The organism is Arthrobacter antibioticus (assembly GCF_030063205.1).
Taxonomy (GTDB): domain Bacteria; phylum Actinomycetota; class Actinomycetes; order Actinomycetales; family Micrococcaceae; genus Specibacter.
Genome location: NZ_JASISQ010000001.1, coordinates 814263 through 833397, shown reverse-complemented (window position 1 = coordinate 833397; position 19135 = coordinate 814263). Strand labels below are relative to the sequence as shown.

General features: G+C 56.6%; 14 protein-coding genes and 3 tRNA genes. 5 read left to right on the top strand and 12 right to left on the bottom strand.

Going from position 1 to position 19135, the window contains the following annotated elements; all coding sequences use genetic code 11:
• Positions 1-55: 55 nt before the first annotated feature.
• On the top strand, positions 56-1528 hold the full coding sequence (locus QMG40_RS03820; RefSeq protein ID WP_283528056.1) for an MFS transporter: 1473 nt from the start codon (positions 56-58) through the stop codon (positions 1526-1528).
• Here QMG40_RS03820 and QMG40_RS03815 read toward each other — a convergent pair.
• The 3 genes from QMG40_RS03815 to QMG40_RS03805 form a co-directional block, all read right to left on the bottom strand.
• On the bottom strand, positions 1525-4749 hold the full coding sequence (locus QMG40_RS03815; RefSeq protein ID WP_283528054.1) for an efflux RND transporter permease subunit: 3225 nt from the start codon (positions 4747-4749) through the stop codon (positions 1525-1527). The two genes, QMG40_RS03820 and QMG40_RS03815, sit on opposite strands and share 4 nt — an antisense overlap.
• Positions 4750-4801: 52 nt before the next feature.
• Positions 4802-6301, bottom strand: a complete 1500-nt coding sequence (locus QMG40_RS03810; RefSeq protein WP_283528052.1) for a malate:quinone oxidoreductase — start codon at positions 6299-6301, stop codon at positions 4802-4804.
• 128 nt (positions 6302-6429) lie between these two features.
• The gene (locus tag QMG40_RS03805) at positions 6430-8121 is read right to left on the bottom strand and encodes an ABC transporter substrate-binding protein (RefSeq protein ID WP_349361590.1); all 1692 of its coding nucleotides are present in this window, start codon (positions 8119-8121) and stop codon (positions 6430-6432) included.
• Positions 8122-8262: 141 nt separating this feature from the next.
• Here QMG40_RS03805 and QMG40_RS03800 point away from each other — a divergent pair.
• Positions 8263-8344 (top strand) — tRNA-Leu (locus tag QMG40_RS03800).
• A gap of 69 nt (positions 8345-8413) precedes the next feature.
• Here QMG40_RS03800 and bcp read toward each other — a convergent pair.
• From bcp to QMG40_RS03765, 7 genes are all read right to left on the bottom strand, one after another.
• A complete protein-coding gene (bcp, locus tag QMG40_RS03795; RefSeq protein WP_283528050.1) occupies positions 8414-8890 on the bottom strand; it encodes a thioredoxin-dependent thiol peroxidase in 477 nt (158 codons plus the stop codon).
• Positions 8891-9304: 414 nt separating this feature from the next.
• Entirely contained in the window at positions 9305-9736 is a 432-nt protein-coding gene (locus QMG40_RS03790; RefSeq protein WP_283528048.1) for a VOC family protein, read from the bottom strand.
• Between the two features lie 106 nt (positions 9737-9842).
• The gene (locus QMG40_RS03785; protein ID WP_283528046.1) at positions 9843-10562 is read right to left on the bottom strand and encodes an ABC transporter permease subunit; all 720 of its coding nucleotides are present in this window, start codon (positions 10560-10562) and stop codon (positions 9843-9845) included.
• Positions 10552-11484, bottom strand: coding sequence for an ABC transporter ATP-binding protein (locus QMG40_RS03780; RefSeq protein WP_283528044.1), 933 nt, complete (start codon positions 11482-11484; stop codon positions 10552-10554). The genes QMG40_RS03785 and QMG40_RS03780 overlap by 11 nt, the downstream gene beginning before the upstream one ends.
• 84 nt (positions 11485-11568) lie before the next feature.
• Positions 11569-11841 (bottom strand): transcriptional regulator, encoded by a 273-nt coding sequence (locus QMG40_RS03775; protein WP_283528042.1) that lies wholly within the window; start codon positions 11839-11841, stop codon positions 11569-11571.
• Between the two features lie 53 nt (positions 11842-11894).
• Positions 11895-12782 (bottom strand): hypothetical protein, encoded by an 888-nt coding sequence (locus QMG40_RS03770; protein WP_283528040.1) that lies wholly within the window; start codon positions 12780-12782, stop codon positions 11895-11897.
• 381 nt (positions 12783-13163) lie between these two features.
• Positions 13164-13727, bottom strand: coding sequence for a hypothetical protein (locus QMG40_RS03765; protein WP_283528038.1), 564 nt, complete (start codon positions 13725-13727; stop codon positions 13164-13166).
• Positions 13728-13875: 148 nt separating this feature from the next.
• Here QMG40_RS03765 and QMG40_RS03760 point away from each other — a divergent pair, with 148 nt between their 5' ends.
• Positions 13876-14361 carry a hypothetical protein gene (locus tag QMG40_RS03760; RefSeq protein WP_283528036.1) on the top strand — a complete coding sequence of 162 codons (486 nt, stop codon included), beginning with the start codon at positions 13876-13878 and terminating at the stop codon, positions 14359-14361.
• Between the two features lie 151 nt (positions 14362-14512).
• Here the strand turns inward: QMG40_RS03760 and QMG40_RS03755 are convergent.
• Positions 14513-14585: transfer RNA gene (locus tag QMG40_RS03755), tRNA-Lys, on the bottom strand.
• A gap of 81 nt (positions 14586-14666) precedes the next feature.
• Positions 14667-14739: transfer RNA gene (locus QMG40_RS03750), tRNA-Lys, on the bottom strand.
• A 332-nt stretch (positions 14740-15071) separates the two neighbouring features.
• On the opposite strand from QMG40_RS03750, the gene ilvD reads away from it, so the two are divergent.
• Entirely contained in the window at positions 15072-16820 is a 1749-nt protein-coding gene (gene ilvD, locus QMG40_RS03745; protein WP_283528034.1) for a dihydroxy-acid dehydratase, read from the top strand.
• A gap of 425 nt (positions 16821-17245) precedes the next feature.
• The gene (locus tag QMG40_RS03740; RefSeq protein WP_283528032.1) at positions 17246-19135 is read left to right on the top strand and encodes an acetolactate synthase large subunit; all 1890 of its coding nucleotides are present in this window, start codon (positions 17246-17248) and stop codon (positions 19133-19135) included.

Sequence of the window (19135 nt, the reverse complement as noted above, 5' to 3'; positions counted from 1 at the left end):
TAGGATGCCGTTCAAGGACTTGCCATCTATGCCAGCGCAATTGTGGAGGAACCCCATGGCTTCATTCTCACGTGCGATCGCCGGGAAACGCGGCACAGCGGCCACGAGCGCCACAGCAATCGTGGGTTTTCTGGTGCTTGTGGAGCTTACAAGCGGGATCATCCAAGGCTATTACACCCCGCTACTGACAGACATTGCCCGCTTCCTGGGCATCCACGACGCAGACGTCAACTGGTTTGAGGCGGCTCAGTTGATGGTCAGCGCACTCGTGGTTCCCGTACTGGCGAAAATGGGCGACATGATCGGGCACCGCAAGGTGCTCCTGATTTCCACAGCACTGACGGCAGCGGCGTCATGGGGTGTGGCTTTCGCTCCGAACTTCTGGTTCTTCATCATTGCGTGGGCGCTCCAGGGCTTCTACGTGGTGTGGCTACCGCTGGAAATTGCACTCATCTACAGCCGCTCCCATCATCGTCCTGACGGTGCCGCACTTACCCGCAGATCCGCCGGGATTCTTGTTGCTGGACTGGAGTTCGGTGTCATTGTCGGGGCGCTGGCCGGTGGGTTCATTGGTGGGGCTTTGCCTGATCAGCTCTGGCTGACACTGATGATCCCCGCGATCGCCGTCACTTTGTGTTTCTTCGTGATCTTGTTTGGTGTTCCCGAATCTGAAAGCCGAACCGGAGGCCGTCTGGACATTATGGGGCTGACACTGCTCTCCACGGCTCTGCTACTCATTACCACGGGCCTGACATTCATGCGTATCAACGGGCCCGGCACCTGGTGGGCGTGGGCTGGCGTGGTGCTTGGAATTATGGCGCTTGCACCGTTCACCAGGCACGAGCTGGGCCATAAAGATCCACTGATTGATATCCGCCTGTTGCGCCAACCCAGCATGTGGCCGATCCAGCTCACAGCATTTCTATTCGGCGTCTCCGTGTTGGGCGCGCAGGCGCCGCTGTCAACATTTGCCCGGACCGATCCGGACACGGTTGGTTACGGGCTCGGGGCCAGTTCCGGGCTGGTTTCAATCTTGATAGGTGTTTACGTTTTGGGCCTCTTATTTGGCGCCCTGCTTTATCCCATCCTCACTAAATGGACGACGCCGAGAATCACCTTGCTGGGAGCGGCACTCCTTGTCGCTGTTGGTTATCTTTTGTTCCTGCCGTTCCATGATTCAATGAGCCAGGTTCTGCTGAACATGGCCATTGCCGGCATTGGCAGCGGCGCTTTGGTGGCGGCCTTGCCCTCAGCGGCGGCCGCCGCTGCTCCGTTGACCCAAACAGGGATGGCGGCCGGGCTCACGAACGCCACAAAAACGCTGGGCGGCGCCTTTGCTTCCTGTATTTTCGGCATCGCCTTGGCAGGGCAGGCACTTGGGTCGCTGACCGCCGAAGCAGGGAGCACTGCAGCCCCACTAGAGGGCTACATGTTGGTGTGGAGCATCTGTGGTGTCACCGCTCTGGTAGCGGCCCTAGCACTGTACTTTGTGCCCAAACTGGCGTTTGGACCCACCCTACCTAGCTAGTCGCTTGCGGCACGGCGCCCGCGAACCTTGGGAATGGCTCCAGTTGTCCAATCTTGGAAGTCCGCAGATGGACCTGCGGGCACATGGACAACCTTCAGGGCCTTGAGTAAATCGTGGCGTTCCTTGCGGCCCTCAACCAGGCGGTACAGCACAGGAACCAGAATCAAGGTTAGCGCGGTGGAAGATACCAGCCCGCCCACAACCACGATGGCCAAAGGCTGGGAAATGAAGCCTCCACCGCCTGTCAGCCCCAACGCCATGGGAGTCAGGGCGAAGATGGTGGCAAGTGCCGTCATCAAGATGGGGCGTAGACGTTGGCGGGCACCGTGCTCAATGGCGTCCGCAACGTTCATGGCGGGCCTGTCGCCTGCTGGGTGCCTGTACTGGTTGATGAGGTCAATAAGCACAATGGCATTGGTCACCACAATGCCAACCAACATCAACATACCGATCAGAGAGGGCAAACCCAGGGGGATCCCTGTGATGAGCAGCAAACCAATGGCCCCGGTGGCCGCAAAGGGGATGGAGACCAGCAAGATCAGCGGTTGGATGAGCGATTTGAACGTGGCAACCATGATCACGTAAACAATGGCGATGGCGGCAAGCATGGCCAAGCCCAGCTGCTGGAATGATTCGGCCTGCTGTGTTGCTGCGCCACCAAGGCTGGCAACAACACCGGCTGGCAGTGTGGTGGAATCCAGGTGTTTTTGTACTTCTCCGCTAAGGGATCCTAAGGAGTTGCCCTTAGGTGTCACTGAAACGGTGGCGGTACGTTGGCCATCAGATGAGGTGATCGTCAGCGGTGTTTGAACTTCCTTGACGCTGGCCACCTGCGAGAGGGGCACAGGTCCGGCCGCGGTGGGTATTTGGGCACCCGCGAGTGCCTCAAGGGAATCGAACTTGGTGCCCTGGCCAATCTGGACCTTGTAATCGGTGGTATCAATGCGCACGGTGCCGCCCGGGATGGGGCTAACAGTTGCGGCCAGCAAGCCGGTGATCTGTTGTTCCTCGAGTCCGGCAGCAACAGCCTTTGCCCTGTCAACACTGACCTGGATGACCGGTTGAGCTCCGCTGAGATTGCTGGCAACTGACTGCGCACCGGGGAGCGAGGCCATGGTTTTGACCAGCTCTTCGCTTGCCTGTTTCAGTCCCTCACCGGTGGTTGCCTTAACTGTGATGTCCACAGTGTTTGACATACCCAGGCCACCGCCCTGGGAGCCAATACTCAGCTCACCAGCATCTTTAACCCCTTCTACGGCGGTACGGACTGTGTCCTGAAGCTTTACTTGGTCTGCATCGGGGTTGGTGATGACCTGAAAGGCCGCGCTGGAGGCACCTGAAGAAAGCAGTGCCGAGAAACCACCGGAGGCATTACCCACAGTGACTTGAACATCCGTGACACCGTCAATACCGCGAAGAACTGCCTCCACTTTTTTGGCGGCCTGATCCGTGACCGTCAGGCTAGTGCCGGCAGGCATGTCCTGCTGGATGCTGACACTGTTTTGCCCCGAGTCACCCAACAGGTTGGTAGGAAGCAACGGAGTCATTGCCAACGTGGCTGCCAACACAATTCCACCGGCCAGCAAGGTCACTACCGGATGTTTTTGTGTTTTGGCAAGGATCGGTAGATAGCCGCGCTGTAGCCAGGAAGAGCGTTCCTTCTCTTCCACAGCGCTCAGCAGAGCCTGCCCACTCAAGGCGGTTCCGGCGTCGTCCGCTGCCCCTGCACTTTCCGGGGATTTCAGGAACCAGTAAGCCAGCACAGGAACAATTGTGAGAGAGACCAGCAGTGAGGCAAGCAGTGCGAACGTGACTGTGAGCGCAAACGGCCGGAACAGTTCCCCGGCCAGGCTGCCAACAAAGGCGATCGGCAGGAACACGGCGACGGTGGTCAGCGTGGAGGCCGTGATGGCGGCCGCAACTTCCTTGATGGCAGCGAGAATGGCAGTCTTTTTATCCTCCCCATAGCTCAAGTGCCGCTTGATGTTTTCAATCACCACAATGGAGTCATCAACCACCCGGCCAATGGCAATCGTGAGTGCGCCAAGGGTCAGGATATTCAGTGAATAGCCCGTGGCCCACAGGCCAATGAAGGTGACAAGTAGTGAAAGCGGGATGGAGATGGCTGTGACAAGTGTTGACCGCACGGACATGAGGAAGAGCAGGATGACAAGGATCGCGAAACCCAGTCCTAGCAGGCCCTCAACTGTGAGGTCATGGATGGACTTTACAATAAACGGTGCCTGGTCCAGGACTGTGGTGAACTTAGTGTTGTTGCCCATCGAAGCAGTGATTTCCGGCAGGACATCGTTGACCTGCTGGGACAACGTCACAGTGTCAGCTGAAGGTTTCTTGGTGACGGACAGGGCCAGAGTTGCCTTGCCGTTGGTGCGCGTGATGGAAGTCTGGACGTCATCTGCCAGTGAGACAGCCGCCACCGAGGCGATCGTGGGGGCGCTGGCAGGTGCTTGCGCCCCGGAGGTTCCAGCCAGCGGCAACGCCTTGACGGCGTCCAGGGAATCAACAGGACTTCCAGCCTGGATGGACAACGTGGTGCCCTCGGTACTGAGGGAACCAATAGGAACCAGCGTCCCATTGTTCTTGAGGGCGTTGGCGATGGAGCCGGGATCCACCTCGGCCGCAGCCATTTTGGCCGGGTCCGGGAGGATCTCAATATGCTGGGAATTGGCGCCTGTCACATCGGCGCTGCGCACACCCTCGATCTTCATCAGCCGGGGGACGGCAATACGTTGCAAATCGGTGTTCAGGGCGGAAAGGTCCTGATCGGAGGAGACAGCGAGGAACACAATGGGAAAGTCGGCGATGCTGCCCGCTATGGGCTGGGGCTGGACACCCTCAGGCAGACGTTGGGTGACATTGGAGATCGCCCGGTCAATTTGATTCCGCGCGCGGTCAAGATTTGTACCGTAGGTGAAAGCAAGGTTGATCGTTGAGACACCGCTGCGCGAGGTGGAGGTGCTGGATTCCAGTCCCTCCACCGCGTTTAGTGCCGCTTCCAGCGGTTCACTGACCTGTTTGTCAACCACTGCCGGGGAGGCGCCGGGCATAGCGGAGACAACAGTGATTTGCGGGAACTCTATGCTGGGAATGAGTTCCTGCTTCAGTGAACCAAGGGTGATCACCCCAAACACCATCGCGAAGATAGTGATCAGGGCAATCAGTGCCCGATTCCCCAAAGACATTTTGGCCAAATTAAACATCAAGTAACTCCCACTGCTTTATGCCGGTCCCCGTCCAGCCATGTGGGGTACTTTAGGCTTTGTCTGTCTCCAACTGCAAAGAGGTTGCCGTGGCGGCAAGGCTCTTGTTAAAAAGTTCTGCGTTCTTGTTCAGCTTGGTGCCGTAAGTTGGCATCATTGCACGCAGAGATTCCTGCCAATCGAGCTTGAATTTGCGTGGGAAGCAACGCTGCAACAGCTCAATCATAATGGGAACTGCGGTGGATGCCCCCGGTGAAGCGCCCAACAGCGCGGACAGGGTGCCGTCGGCCGCTGTGATGACCTCGGTGCCGAACTGCAAAATACCGCCCTTTTTGGCGTCCTTTTTGATGATCTGCACGCGCTGGCCTGCTGTAATGAGCTCCCAATCGCCGCCCTCGGCTTCGGGGAAGTACTCGTGGAGTGCTTCAACCTTGCCGCTGCGTGACTTGGTGACTTCACTAACGAGGTACTTCACCAAGTCCAGGTTGTCTTTGCCCACCGCAAGCATGGGAACAATGTTATTGGGCCGGATTGAACCGGGTAGATCCATGTAGCTTCCGGTTTTAAGGTACTTGGTGGAGAAGCCGCCGTAGGGGCCGAACAACAAAGAACGCTGGCCGTCAACGTAGCGGGTGTCAAGGTGGGGCACTGACATGGGTGGGGCACCCACCGACGCCTGACCATAGACCTTGGCGCTGTGTTGAGAGGTGATCTTTTCATCGGTGCAACGGAAGAACTGACCGGAGACGGGGAAACCGCCAAAGCCCTTGCCCTCAGGGACGCCCGACTTCTGCAAGAGGTGCAGGGCGCCGCCACCGCTACCAATGAACACAAATTTTGCTTTAATCCGGCCGCGTTCACCGGAAGAGGCATGCTTGAGGGAAACATCCCAATCGCCGTTGGTGCTACGGTCCAAATCGGTGACTGTAGTGCCGTAGTTTACTTCGACGTCGTTCTTGCCCATGTAGCCGATCAGCTCACGGGTCAGTGCACCAAAGTCAACGTCGGTGCCCTCAGCTGCGCGGGTAGCCGTGACCTGCTCTTGAGGGTCGCGGCCCTTCATGACCAGCGGAGTCCACTTGGCGATGGCGCCCGGATCCTCGCTATATTCCATGGAGGCAAATAGCGGGTTCGTTTTCAGCGCCTCATGCCTGGCCTTGAGGAACGTCCGATGCGCCTCGCCTATAACAAAGCTCATGTGCGGAACGGTGTTGATGAAGCCCTTGGGGGAGCCGATCAGCGATTCATCAACCAGGTGCGCCCAGAATTGACGCGAGAGCTGGAACTGCTCGTTGATGTGGATGGCTTTGCTTGGGTTGACGATGCCATCTTTACCCATCGGGGTGTAATTAAGCTCACAGAGCGCGGAGTGGCCGGTACCGGCGTTATTCCACGGGCTGGAAGATTCCAATCCTGGTGTATCGAGCTGTTCAAACAGCACAATCTTCCAGCTTGGTTCGAGTTGCTTGAGCATAGTGCCCAGCGTGGCGCTCATGATGCCGCCCCCGATGAGGACAACGTCAGCGTCTTTGGTGTTCGAAATGAAGGTCACAGTCAACTCCGGTAGAGGCTCTTCCTAGCGATTGAAGCGTATCGCGGCAGGCACTGTATACGTAAATCAAGGCCTTGACAGTGGCCTTCACCACTTCTATGCGTCTGGTGGGTAACTGCGCGTTCGGGTCAGCCTGTTGGCGGGGCCGGCGTGAGCTTGACGTGGTTGAAAACTTCGTTGAGAACAGGACTGAGCGGGTAGGAGAGCACTTTATCCGAGAGCGCCACAGCTGAAATGGGAAACGCAATGGGAACAGCCGGGACTGTGGCAGCTAGTTGCTTGCTAATGGACTCGTAAGCGGCCACCCGCTCCGGTCCGTTAGGAAGACTGCGTGCACGCGTGATTTTGGAGACCAGTTGCGGGTCATTCATGCCCAACTCCGCACTTGGGGAACCAAATATTGGCCCCACAAAGTTATCGGGATCGGCATAACTGCCATTCCAACCCAACAAACTCAGTGCATGGTCGGTATCCTTCGTGACGGCGTTGAGATACCCGTCATTCCAAGGCACAGGCACTGGCTTGATGTTCAATCCTATGGCCGTAAGCTCGGTGGCAATCTGGGCGTACACCTTTTCAGGCGAGGGAAGGTAGGTCCGGGCGGCATTCACCGGGTAATAAAACTTCAGTTCTTCACCGTTATATTTGCTGGCAGCCAGCAAATCCTTCGCCTTTTGCGGGTCATAGGGAATACCCTCAACGCCGTTGTTGAAGCCGCTGAGCTTGGGTGGGATGAACTGGGCTGTGGTGGCCGTACCCGCAATGAAGTAGTTACTGGCAAGGGTTGTCTTGTTCACGGCAGCTGCAATAGCCTCACGCACCTCTAGTTCAGCCATGACAGGTATTTTCTGGTTGATACCTAAATACATGACGGAAAAGGGGTCGCGCTGCAGTACCTGTTTACCGCCCTTGATGAGCTTGTCAAAATTGCTGGGCGTGACGGGATCGAAACCATCAAGGGTGCCATCGTCAAGGGCAGCAAATCTGGTTTCGGGCTGCTCGAAGGTTGTGAATTTCAGTGTGGTGATCTGGCTCTTTTCACCCCAGTAATCCTTGTTTGCTGCCATGGTGACAGTCCCGGGGGCGGCCGAGACGAACCTGAAGGGGCCTGTGCCCACAGGGTGCAGGGCGTAACTGGAGACCTTGTTGGCGGAGAATGACTTATCCAGGACGTTGGCTGTGCCAAGCTTCAGCGCCGTGGGGGAGGAGATGGCAAAAGCGGGCAGCGTGAGCGCGTCTAGGAACCCGGTGAGCCGCATTTTTAGTCCCAGCGTCACCTCTAGTGGCCCATCAACCGTGCATCCTTTGTAGAGCGAGTTTTGCGGATTGTCTGAAAATTCGCGGAACACCTGTTTGAACATGGCTGAGGAACCATCTGCTCGGGTATCGGAGGTCAGCGCGTACCAGCGTTCAAAATTTGTGCACACGGCGGCCGCGTCAAAGTCGGTGCCGTCGTGAAATTTCACACCTCCGCGGAGCTTGAAGTTGTAGCTAAGACCGCCGTCGAGCTGTTTCCAGCTGGTAGCCAGGCTCGGAGCTGGCGCTCCAGTAACGGGGTCGATCGTCAGTAACCCCTCAAGTACCTGCCGAGTCACCCGGTACGACTCCGTGTCCGCCACCAGAGCCGGATCGAAACCGAGCGGGTCGGTGCCCGTGCCGAAGTTGAACGTGGTTTCCGCCGGCGGCGTCGTTGCTGAGGCGCTGGCATCTGGCCCGGGCAGAGGGGGCGCCGTGCATGCGGTTGCAGCGAAAAGTACGACGGCGGCCATTGACACTGCGCGCCGGTAAGCCTTTCGCAGGGGGCCGGCAGGGCTGGGCACGTTCTGATTCTCCTTGCAGCGTGGACACTCCATCAGCCACTCATCCTAACGGCTGATTCTCAAGAGTTGCTGGGTTTCTTCCCAACCGTGGTGCAATGCACTCATTTGAACCGGTAGTATTGTGGTTGCTTCAATGCACTCGCGCGAGTGGTGGAATTGGTAGACACGCAGGTTTTAGGTACCTGTGCCTTCGGGCGTAGGGGTTCAAGTCCCCTCTTGCGCACTTATGAAAGGACTCCACCGGGTTTGGTGGGGTCCTTTTTCGGGTTAGGGGCCAACCCGGGGTTGGGGGCTAGGCGTCCTCGAGGTTCAAGTCCCGGCGAAGCTTGGCAACGTGACCTGTCGCGCGGACGTTGTACTGGGCGTGGGTGACCTTACCTGCGTCATCGAGGACAATGGTTGTGCGAATCAGTCCCTCATAAGTCTTGCCGTAATTTTTCTTCTCCCCCCAGGCGGCATAAGCCAAAGCCACTGCATGGTCCGTGTCGCTGAGTACGGGGAACGTGAGACTTTCCTTGGCAACAAATTTCTCCAATTTCGCCACGGAATCTGGTGAAATGCCTACCACTTGGTACCCGGCTGACTGCAGAGACGCCAAATTATCGCGAAAGTCGCAGGCCTGTTTGGTGCACCCGGGGGTCATAGCGGCCGGGTAGAAGTACATGATCAACTGGCGGCCGGCAAAATCTGACAGCGAGGTAGTACCGCCTTCTGTGTTGGGCAGGCTGAAGGCCGGGGCAAAATCGCCGGGGACAAGACGTTCGGTCATGGAAAACTCCTGATGAAAATGCCAGCGACGCGGTGAGGCGTGCCTGGACCAGTGGGGTTGAATCAACTGATTTCAGCGTAGGCGACTTGCTGGCTTGGACTAAATTGGTGGGGCAGACACTTCGCCACTTTGGCAGCAGAATATTTCCTTATGGTTGATTGAGGCGAATTCGCTGTCCAAATCCCGTGCTTTCCACCCAGCGATGCCATCGCGGAGGTGGGCCTTTTGAATCGGTGGATTCGGGGTCTGGTTCAAAGCTTGCTGGTCTCCATCAGCCCGGACGATTATTACGTAGTGGCAATCGAGGATAACGGGAATATGACACTGGTACATCGAGGGACTGGGATGCCCTCCATACTCGCTCCTGAAAATTGATGTGCTTCCCACGCTTGCGCATTGGTTAGAGAAGTGTGCTCAGGAATGGTTGGACGGGTGAAGGCCATCGGTGCCGGCTACAAGCTCTACTTCGAACCCGTCAGAGTTTTCTAGATACGCACCATAGTGACCAGCTCCGCCAGCATGGGGATACTCTTGCGTAAACAACGGCGTCCAGCCATGCTCCGCGCTAGTGCTTGATAGCGAATCAACGTCAGCGCATGAGCCGGCGTGGAATGCTAAATGGTTTAAACCGGGAGACTTTCGTTGATGAATTCCACTGGTGAGATCCGGGGACTGTTCAACAACAATGTACGTTGCTCCCTGCTTCCAACTGCACCCTCGCGACCATTTTTGAAAGGTCGTGTAGCCGAGGCTGGAGAGTAGCCAGCCCCACTCTTTCTCCGCACGTGCAAAGTCAGGTACCCAAAGTTCTACGTGGTGCAGCGTTCCAAAAGAGTCATCCGTCATCGTCTGAGTCTTGCACGCAGTGAGCACGGAGGCTTTCACCGTTGTTGCCCCGCTCCGGGGTTTAACGGTTCAATCGTTTAGATACGGCGAAATCAACGGGGATTTCTTATGCGCTGATGTCCCGCCTGCGCAAAGCAACGACCGCGACGACGATGAAAAGGATGCTAAAACCATAGAGCAGTGCGAGCCCGCCCCAGTCGGCGCCGCTGGCTAGTGGGGTGTGGTGATAGGCCCAGCCGTAGGGTGAGAAGTCTCGCAGGTGGTCAAGGTTTTCGCTTTGATTGCCGATGGCATTGAGGACATAGCCGAGTACGGCGATGCCGGCCGCGGCAGCGACAGCAACAATGTTGGCTGGCAGCAACTCAAGCTGTGAACTTGTGTTCAGAGCAAGGATCATAAGAGCGCTAAAGGCAGCTAGCCAGGCCAGTCTAAGCACTACGGCAAGAGTTCGCTCGAGTACCAGCTGAGTCCGACTGACCGCGTGTGCGAGCACGATTTCAAGTGTGCCGTTTTCTTCATCGCCAGCGATTGCAGCCGTACCCCAAGATGTTGCTGCTATGACAATCAGCACGAAGCCTAGTAGGCCAAAAAAGGTCGATTCCGTATAGCCTGCCCCCGTGGTGATACTTCCATAGTTGAGGGTGTTGACCAGCTGGGACGGCAGGCTGTTGATCAGTTGAGCCATCTGGGAGTCTTTGCCGCCCAGTGCCGGGAATAGCGGAAGGTATAGCAGCAGAGCAGCCGTGACTCCTATAGTCCAGCCGAGGGTGGATCGCCACGAGTCCCCGATCGAGCGGCGGAACAGTGGCAGTGCGCTACTTCGCATCAGCTGCTCCGCCTCGGTAAAGATTCAAAACCGACTCTTCAAGATCGGGTTCCTCAATGGCCAGCTCGGCAATTGAGAAGGCGGCGATAGTGCTAATAAAAGCATAGATGTCCCCACTGATCGTTGCCGTTAATTCCGTGAGCCCATTTCTTTCCGTGGCATCAAACTCGGTGAGGTTACTGATCTTCGAGAGAGTCATCCTTAGCACTTCAGCACTTATTCGGGTAAAACGGGCACGGACCTTACGCACGGCGCTCTCTCGCAGCTCATCTACCGAGCTCACAGCAAGGATCTTCCCCTGTCGCAGGATGGCAACAGTATCCGCCGCCTGGCCTACCTCGCGCAGAATATGTGAACTCAGGAAGACTGTCGCTCCGGAATCTCGAGCCTCACGAACCATGGACAAAAATTCCTGCTGAACAAGCGGGTCCTGGCCACTGGTTGGTTCATCTAGCACAAGCAGCGCGGGCTTGTGCATAAACGCCTGCACCAGCCCGAGCTTTTGCTTGTTACCTTTGGAAAGAGTTCGTACTTGGCGGTCGAGATCAAGATCCAGCCGCTCGGCCAGGGTGGCGATCGCACCTTTAGATATAGGGCCGCTGATGTCTGCGTAATGACGGATCAGTTCGCGGCCGCTGACTCTACCCTGAAGCTTCAGCTCACCGGGGAGGTAGCCAATTTGCTCTCGCAAGCTTGGACCGCCGGAACGCGGATCCTTACCAAGCACAGCCACGGTGCCGGAGGACGGCCGAATAATATCCAAGAGCAGCCGAATGGTGGTGGTTTTACCGGCTCCATTGGGCCCAATCATTCCAAAGACCGAGCCGGTGGGAATCTTCAGGTCGATGCCGTTGAGGGCGGTCGTGCGGCGATAGCGCTTCGTGAGCGCCCTCATTTCGATAGCTGCCGGCAACGAGATCATGGTGTGACTGCCTGGTCATACAGACTACTCCAAGGCTAACCAGATTCGGCATAGATGGGACGGATCAGGAAGGGCCCTGGTGGCTCACTCCAGATAGATGGCACCTGCCGCGATAGCTTGTAGAGCGCCAGAATGTGTTGCCAGCGCCTTCAACCCCGGCGGCGACGCTCTCACCCAGGTACGGGGCTTGTTTGCCACATAACCTTTACGGATGGAAACGTACCCCACCCGTTGAAGGTAGGCGATAGCTTTACTCAGTGCGGAATCATCAGTCTCAATGAGATCCCGCAGTGTCGCGAAGTCGATTTCAAGTTCGGCACGCAGCGCTGCCATCGTGGAGAAACGAACAGGTGTCATGAAGGCATCATCTAGTTGATGCCGTGGATGTTTACGCATCTCCTCCGAAGTGGTCATGGCTTGCTGCGCGAAGTGGCGGCAGAAATAACAAGTGGCAGAGCGATGGCAGCGCCTCCGAGGATTCCAACCAGAGGAGTGTTCCAAGAGGTCTTAACAACAAGCAGCACGAACGCGAAGAACAAAACAAATGAGATCCCGAAAGCAACCCAGTGTCGAGCTTGCCATTCGGAACCAACACTAGTTAGACCCCAGCGTTTGTTTGCGAAGCACACCGAAACGAGTAGGAGAATCAGCATCGGCAATGCAGCCAAGGGGAACCAGGGAAAGACCATTACAGCACTTGCCGCCCCTAAGTAGATCCCAAGCACAAAGCTAGTTGCTCTGGCGGTACTGCTGAGCACTGGGGATGGAGTTCTCTGACCGCGGGTGTATCCGGAGCTCTTGTGGGCCCGGGTACCCACCTCTCTAAGAGAAGGGGCAGCAACTCCCACCGCAACGAGAATACAAACCCACCAAGGAATCTTGACTCCAAAGAGGCTAACGGCAAGTATCGCTATGAAAGGAACCACAGTGAGAAGCTGCAATATTGTTCGTCCTCGCGACATTGAGATATCTGCAATGGGGAGACGGTTTCTGGCTCCTTGTACCAACTGGATTTGCATCAATAGCGGAATGATGAGGAGGTTTGCATACTTGGCCCCTGGTAATAATGGATTTGGGGCCGAAGCGCTGCCTTGATCCGAAAAGACCAAGAGAAAGCTCACAGCGTATATGAACAGGACCACGGGGGTCCATCGCCGTATAACTACCAACGGACCGGGGTCTATACCCTCCGCAGCCCGTTGACTCACACGGTCTGCTTCGGTGAGCATTTGTGCTGCTGCAGCTGGATCGATTGGCCGGTTGCCAGCGGTCGGATGACTAAACGGTAGATTCGTCATACTCGCACGTTAGCATGTACTTGCTAACCGGCAAGTGAAAAAAGTGAGTTCCTTTGGGTGGTGCTCAAAGCCTCAAATACCCCTGACGACTGCACTCAATCGCTAGGGGGATAATGGCCCAAGCTGCAGATATTCTCCCATGTACTCTTGTTCGCCCGTGCATTGCTCGTTGGCATCGACTACAACCAGACACGTCTTCTTTGGAGTCGAGTCCACCAGTGTCTGAGCGACATAATAATCGGCGCCGTTCCTGCTTTGAATGAGGTGCCGGCTGCTTGCGCCATCGGGCTCAGAAAGACTGACAATCGAAGGAATGTTGTCTACTGGGGGTTGAGGCTGCTCAAAAAATGGGGTGATTGGGTACGCTGGCGAATCCACACTTCAAAAGTCATCCACCGCACGGATAATTTTGACCGGAATGCCGGTATTCCGTGTGTAGTAGGCCCAGGGGAACCACATGCGCCCAATTCGCTGCCATCCTGCCGCTTCCAAGGAGGAGCGCGAACTCGTTGCCGGCACTCGGAGGTGTTCCCATTGTTCCTCGGTCTTCTCGATGAGGTGGTAAAGAGTCCCGAAGCCGATCGAGTGCCAGCCGTCTTTGCCTGCACGATCGAGGGCTTCCATTTCGTCGAATGCAGTTAGGGGGTGAAGTTTTTTGGTTGCACCAACGGCTTTAGCTGGCGTTTGATCCGCGGCAGTGAAGCGTTGTTGGGCAGCCTGCCTGCTCATCCCTAGTTCTGCTCCGATCTTCGCCCAACTGTGGCCAGCTGTCCTGGCGGCTGCTACGGCCGAATTGAGTAGGAGCGGGAGCCTCTCGAGCGCTTGGGCCGAGAGTGAAATAACGCGAAGGTAAGCGTCCGCATCCTGTTCCAGTGCTTTTTCTAGGCCAGGCTCGGCTGTCAGTATCGCTCTACGGAGAGAGACATCGAGATTATTTTCTATCATAACGTCAACTTAAGGTTGACGCGCCATTGTTGTCAAGCTGGGGTTGACAAGAAGTCCTATTGAGGCTGACCTATGCGTAGTTGTCAGTACCGCCGAACCGGCTCAGCCAGTGTCCCTCTCCTGCGGCGTGAGTTGTAGGCTCGCACTTATGGATAAGAAAAGTACCTTGCCGTCATTATTGTGCATTATTGGGTTGCTCACTCTTGTCCTGTCTGGCTGCACTGGCGTTGATTCATCCCCTGCCCCGACATCAGGGAGCGCGGAAACGTCAACTTCGAGCCCTTCGATAGCTCACGAAGCGATAGTTTTTGAGGTCCAAAAATCAAGGGTGGAGAATGCGACGCCAACAGGACTGGTCCTGAAGCAATTTAGCGGTACAGGCTCAACAACAATTCACCTCGACCCACTGCCAGAGGGGTACAAGAATCTGGGGACAACCGTGAATTGCGGTGGATCAGGTGATTGGAAAACCAGCATCGTTCAGAAGGAGTCTGGATGGGGCAGCGCCGTTTGCACAATGCAAGGCGGGGCCTCGGTTGCGTATCCAGTCGATGACCCCTCGAAAGAGCAGACTATTGAAGTCACCGTCGATCCCGGCACCGAATTCTGGATCACAGTCTTCGCACGGACTTAGAAATCACTGGCTTGTTCAGCCATCACAGGAGGGCTTCGATTCGTGGGGTGCAGCCTTCGAGGGCAACGAGTTCGGCCTCAACTATGACGTTGGGGCATAAGAAAACCGCTCCAACCCCGGCGAGAGCCAGCGTTGAAGCGGTTTCACTTTGTGCACCCCTCCGGACTTGAACCGGAAACCCATTGATTAAGAGTCAATTGCTCTGCCAATTGAGCTAGGGGTGCAGACTATTCTTATGTATTTTTCTTTGCAGTAAAAAACCGCACCAACACCGGTTGTTACCAGCGCTGGAGCGGCAATACCAGTGCACCCCTCCGGACTTGAACCGGAAACCCATTGATTAAGAGTCAATTGCTCTGCCAATTGAGCTAGGGGTGCATCTTTCACTGCGTAGAAGCACTTCGGTTTGTGTCCATCGTGTTCCTCGCAACGACATGAAACTATACGGCCTTTTTGGTTCCGTGTGAAATCGAAGTCTCAGCTTTTGCCGGTTTTGAGTTGTGTATCACACTAAATCTCCCGCTCTTCCCTGTGAAGACACGGGTTTAGGTGCAGAAAAGCCACCATAAAAGTTTCCTCCACTCCGCGTTGGGTCCTCTCTGTTGAACCCTGCGCGTGGCCTACTGGCTAGTGTCAACTTTATGAAGCGCGGCAGGGGAACAAAGTTTAATGGTGGCCTCTGTCGCTACTTCAGCCATAGAATGGCGCTCATGAGTGTGAATATCAATTCAGCGGAATCATCAGAGGGCATCATCCGTACCGCCGATGGCAAGCCGGACATCAAACCCCGGAGCCGGGTTGTTACGGACGGTATTCATGCCGCCCCAGCGCGCGGCATGTTCCGTGCTGTGGGCATGGGAGATGACGATTTCAGGAAGCCTCAGATTGGTGTGGCTAGCTCTTGGAATGAGATCACCCCCTGCAACCTCTCCCTGAACCGCCTTGCTCAAGGTGCCAAAGAAGGTGTTTTCGCAGCCGACGGCTTCCCCATGCAATTCGGCACCATTTCGGTCTCCGACGGAATCTCCATGGGTCATGAGGGGATGCACTTCTCCCTAGTTTCGCGTGAGGTCATTGCCGACTCTGTGGAAACGGTCATGATGGCTGAGCGTTTGGACGGCTCCGTGCTGCTGGCCGGTTGCGATAAGTCCTTGCCCGGCATGCTCATGGCCGCCGCCCGGCTGAATCTTGCCAGCGTCTTCCTCTATGCCGGTTCAATCATGCCCGGCTTTGCCAAGCTGGAGGATGGCACGGAGAAGGAAGTCACCTTGATTGACGCCTTCGAAGCCGTCGGCGCCTGCGCCGCAGGCACCATGAGTTTGAAGGATCTTGACGCCATTGAGCGCGCCATCTGCCCCGGCGAAGGCGCATGCGGTGGAATGTACACAGCAAATACAATGGCCTGCATCGGCGAAGCGCTAGGCATGTCCCTGCCAGGCTCCGCCGCCCCGCCAAGCGCCGACCGCCGTCGTGACATGTATGCGCGCAAGTCCGGTGAAGCCGTGGTGCACCTGCTTGAAAAGGGCATCCGCGCCCGCGACATCATGACGAAGAAAGCCTTTGAAAACGCCATCGCCGTCACCATGGCATTTGGTGGTTCCACCAATGCCGTGCTGCACTTGCTGGCCATTGCTCGCGAAGCCGAGGTGGATCTGAGCCTGGATGACTTCAACCGGATCGGCGATAAGGTCCCGCACCTGGGTGATCTCAAGCCTTTTGGCCGCTACGTGATGTTCGACGTCGATAAGATTGGCGGTGTGCCTGTGATTATGAAGGCCCTGCTCGACGCCGGCCTCCTCCATGGTGATGCTCTCACCGTTACGGGCAAAACAGTTGCCGAGAATCTGGCTGAGATCAACCCGCCGGATCCAGATGGCAAGGTCCTGCGGGCTATGGATAACCCGATTCACAAAACCGGTGGAATCACCATTTTGCACGGTTCCATGGCACCGGAGGGTGCCGTCGTTAAAAGTGCCGGGTTCGACCTTGACATCTTTGAAGGTACCGCCCGTGTGTTTGAGCGTGAGCAGGGTGCCCTGCTGGCTTTGGAAAAGGGCGAAATTCAGGCCGGTGACGTGGTCGTTATTCGCTATGAAGGCCCCAAAGGTGGGCCGGGGATGCGAGAGATGCTTGCCATTACCGGTGCCATTAAGGGTGCCGGGCTGGGTAAAGACGTTCTCTTGCTCACCGACGGCCGGTTCTCCGGGGGCACCACGGGGCTGTGCATTGGCCACGTTGCCCCTGAAGCGGTCGACGGCGGTCCCATCGCTTTTGTCCGCGACGGGGACAAGATTCGTGTTGATATTGGGAATCGCAGTTTTGACCTACTGGTTGACGACGCCGAATTGGAGTCCCGCAAAATTGGTTGGACACCATTGCCGGCCAAGTTCACGACAGGCGTTTTGGCTAAGTATGCAAAGTTGGTCAACAGCGCTTCGACGGGCGCCTATTGCAGCTAGAGGTAAGCGCATTCCTCCCCGTAGAGTGGCAGGTAGGGAGCTACTTTACGGGGTCCCGTTCGTGACCATCCGAAGCACCTACCCACAGAGTGGACTTCGGGTCCATATAGTGAGACGGTATCGTTCGCTGTTTGACACTTAAGCGTTGAAAACGGGAGACTTACACACATGCAACGAAAGCTTCCAAGCGTCATTAGCTAGCGCGTGAGGCGAAATGACCGCACCCATGGTCATGGCTCCAGTGGCGTTCTCCAATGAGAGAACTTCACGACACGTGCATACCCCTCGCTGAGAGCCTTATGGGCTGAGGGGTTCTTTTTGTTTCCACCACCAGCGGCAACTCGTATAACTGCGTTCGGCACCCAGAACTGAACGCAAATAAATAAGAAACACCTAAGAGCATGAGTTTCCCGAAGGAAGAACCGATGAGTAAAGGAACGCCCGGCAGCCCATCGCTGATGGCAGCCAAATCCTCTGGACACGGTGCCCAAGCCAGCACCACTTCTGGCGCAGTGAGCACCCTCAAGCCAGCCTCCGACGTCGTAGGTCCCAACAATGTTGTGGCACCTATTCAGATGACAGGCTCCGAAGCGCTTGTGCGTTCCCTTGAAGAGCTTGGTGTCAAGGACATTTTTGGTTTGCCCGGTGGAGCGATCCTTCCCACGTATGACCCGCTCATGGCATCTTCCCTCAATCACGTTCTTGTGCGACACGAACAAGGCGCCGGTCACGCTGCCCAGGGCTACGCACAGGTCACAGGCAATGTTGGTGTTTGTATTGCGACTTCCGGCCCCGGTGCCACCAACCTTGTAACGCCCATCATGGACGCGCACATGGACTCGGTTCCGTTAGTGGCTATCACCGGCCAGGTATCCAGTTCAGTCATTGGCACCGATGCTTTTCAGGAAGCAGACATTGTTGGCATCACCATGCCGATCACTAAACACTCCTACTTAGTGACTGACCCCAATGACATCCCTCGCGTTTTGGCTGAGGCATTTCATCTCGCCTCCACCGGGCGCCCCGGCCCCGTTCTGGTTGACGTGGCCAAGGACGCCCAGCAAGGCCAAATGACCTTTTCCTGGCCGCCTGTCATTGACCTGCCCGGCTACCGCCCGGTTTTTCGCGGCCATTCCAAGCAGTTGCGTGAAGCTGCCCGGTTGATCCGTGAATCAAAGAAGCCGGTACTTTATGTTGGCGGGGGAGTCATCAAGGCCAACGCCGCCACCGAGCTCATGGCACTGGCGGAACTCACTGGTATCCCCGTCGTCACCACTCTGATGGCTCGCGGAGCATTCCCGGACTCGCACCATCTGCACGTTGGCATGCCCGGCATGCACGGCGCCGTTTCCGCAGTCACGGCACTGCAGCAGTCAGATCTGCTGATCACCTTAGGTGCCCGCTTCGATGACCGCGTGACCGGCGTGCTCAGCAGCTTTGCACCGCATGCAAAGGTCATCCACGCAGATATTGACCCTGCGGAGATTTCCAAGAACCGCACGGCCGATGTGCCGATCGTGGGATCGTTGAAAGAAATCATCCCCGACCTGACCGCCGCACTCAAAACGGAGCTGGACGCCAACGGCACCCCGGATCTGGGTGATTGGTGGGCGTTCCTGGGCAATCTGCGTGACACGTACCCGCTGGGCTGGACCGAGCCCGAAGACGGGCTTATGTCTCCTCAACGCGTCATCTCCCGCATCGGAGCATTGTCAGGTCCCGAGGCTGTGTATGCTGCCGGAGTTGGCCAGCACCAGATGTGGGCGGCGCAGTTCATCAAGTACGAGCGTCCCCGTTCCTGGCTGAACTCAGGAGGCGCTGGCACCATGGGGTATTCGGTGCCTGCTGCCATGGGAGCAAAGGTTGGCAACCCCGACCGCGTTGTCTGGGCAATTGACGGTGACGGCTGTTTCCAGATGACCAACCAGGAGCTGGCCACCTGCCGGATTAACAACATTCCGATCAAAGTTGCCATCATTAACAACTCCTCTTTGGGTATGGTGCGCCAGTGGCAGACACTGTTCTACAACAGCCGCTACTCAAACACGGACCTGAACACCGGCCACGACACCATTCGGGTCCCTGACTTCGTCAAGCTTGCTGAAGCCTATGGCTGTGTTGGTCTGCGCTGCGAACGCGTTGAAGACATTGACGCCACCATTGAAGCGGCCTTGGCCATCAATGACCGTCCAGTGATCATCGATTTCGTTGTCAGCCCGGACTCCATGGTTTGGCCTATGGTGCCCTCAGGTGTCAGCAATGATCAAATTCAAGTTGCCAGGAACATGACCCCAGTGTGGGACGAGGAGGACTAG